We start from the raw sequence: 2,180 nt of genomic DNA, 5'->3' as shown, positions 1-2,180 counted from the left end.
GGTGCCCGCCCCGGCCGGCAGGGGGCGAGTGACGGAAAACACGCCAGGGCGAAGCCGAGCAGGTCCGCGTCGGGACCGGCGTCGCCGTCGGCCCGCAGGAGCGGGGCGAGCCGGTCGGCCGCCCCGGAGAAGCCCGGCAGGGACCATGACGACGACGGGAAGAAGCCCAGGCCACGGGTGCCGTCGCCGACGAAGGCGCCTCCCACGCCGACCCGTCCGGCGCCGGAGCCGACGCCCACGAAAGAGACGCCTGCGCCGTCGCCGGACCCGACGACCGCCGAGCCGTCGTCCTCGGCGCACCCGGAGCCCGAACCGCAGCTCTTCGAGCTCCGTGAACCGGCACCGAGAGCCGGCTTCGAAGCCTGAGCAGGCTCCGGACGCAGGCTCCGGACAGGGCTGCAGGAAAGCGTGCGCACCCCCTCTGACCTGGGCAATCGGATTCGGTTTGCCTTAGGCGGCAGAGGGTGCGTATGGTAGTAGATCGTTTGATCCCAATCGCCCGGCGCCATCACAGAGCGCCGCGTGGCGCGTACTCTCCCCTTACCGTGGCTGACCGCATTGAGGCGGTCGTTTGCGAAATCACGGAGTTGACGGGCGCGTGCCGACGAGACTCCGGAAGGTTTCGCATTCGCATGTCCATTTCCAGTACTGATCACATCGTCGTGCCCGAGAACGAGGCGGCCGACGAGACCGCGGCCCCGGCGATCCCCGCCACCGACGCGGTCCGCACCACCGACGGGACTCCCGTCACCGGCGGCACCCCCGCCGTCGACGAGATCCCTGCTGTCGACGACGAGGCCCCCGCCGCCGACGAGGCCCCCGCGACCCCCGAGGTCACGTTCGGCACACTCGGTCTCCCCGAGGGCGTCGTGCGAAAGCTCGCGCAGAACGGTGTGACCAGCCCCTTCCCGATCCAGGCCGCGACCATCCCGGACGCCCTGGCCGGCAAGGACATCCTCGGCCGCGGCCGTACCGGCTCCGGCAAGACCCTCTCCTTCGGCCTGCCGCTGCTCGCGCAGCTCTCCGGCGGCCACACCGAGAAGAAGAAGCCCCGCGGCATCATCCTCACGCCGACGCGTGAGCTCGCGATGCAGGTCGCGGACGCCCTCCAGCCGTACGGCGACGTCCTCGGCCTGAAGATGAAGGTCGTCTGCGGCGGTACGTCGATGGGCAACCAGATCTACGCCCTGGAGCGCGGCGTCGACGTCCTCGTCGCCACCCCGGGCCGACTGCGCGACATCATCAACCGCGGCGCCTGCTCGCTGGAGAACGTCCAGGTCGCCGTGCTCGACGAGGCCGACCAGATGTCCGACCTGGGCTTCCTGCCCGAGGTCACCGAGCTGCTCGACCAGATCCCCGGCGGTGGCCAGCGCATGCTGTTCTCGGCCACCATGGAGAACGAGATCTCCACGCTGGTCAAGCGCTACCTGACCAACCCGGTGACGCACGAGGTCGACAGCGCCCAGGGCAACGTCACGACCATGTCGCACCACATCCTCATCGTGAAGCCCAAGGACAAGGCGCCGGTCACCGCCGCGATCGCCTCCCGCAAGGGCCGCACGATCATCTTCGTCCGCACCCAGCTGGGCGCCGACCGCATCGCCGAGCAGCTCTGCGACTCCGGCGTGAGGGCCGACGCGCTGCACGGAGGCATGACGCAGGGCGCCCGCACCCGGGTGCTCGAGGACTTCAAGAAGGGCTACGTCAACGCGCTCGTCGCGACCGACGTCGCCGCCCGCGGCATCCACGTCGACGGCATCGACCTGGTCCTGAACGTGGACCCGGCCGGTGACCACAAGGACTACCTGCACCGCTCCGGCCGTACGGCCCGCGCGGGGCGCAGCGGCACGGTCGTGTCGCTCTCCCTGCCGCACCAGCGCCGGCAGCTGTTCCGCCAGATGGAGGACGCGGGCGTGGACGCCTCGCGCCACATCATCCAGGGCGGCGCCGCCTTCGACCCGGAGGTCGCGGAGATCACGGGCGCCCGGTCGATGACCGAGGTCCAGGCCGAGTCCGCGGGCAACGCGGCGCAGCAGGCCGAGCGTGAGGTCTCGCAGCTCACCAAGGAGCTGGAGCGCGCGCAGCGGCGCGCCGCCGAACTGCGCGAGGAGGCCGACCGGCTGATCGCGCGGTCCGCGCGGGAGCGGGGCGAGGACCCGGAGACCGCGCTCGCCGAGGCG

2 protein-coding genes are annotated in these 2,180 nt (G+C 71.5%); one reads left to right on the top strand and one right to left on the bottom strand.

Annotated elements, in window-relative coordinates:
• The coding region (locus HO151_RS05780) for a hypothetical protein (protein ID WP_173895021.1) at positions 1-239 on the bottom strand (239 nt) is incomplete at its 3' end.
• A 393-nt stretch (positions 240-632) separates the two neighbouring features.
• Between HO151_RS05780 and HO151_RS05775 the strand changes: the two genes are divergently transcribed.
• Positions 633-2,180 (top strand): DEAD/DEAH box helicase (locus HO151_RS05775; protein WP_173895020.1); only part of this gene is annotated, 1,548 nt, incomplete at its 3' end.

Source organism: Streptomyces sp. 8P21H-1 (assembly GCF_013302945.1).
This window is presented reverse-complemented; position numbering and strand designations above follow the sequence as displayed.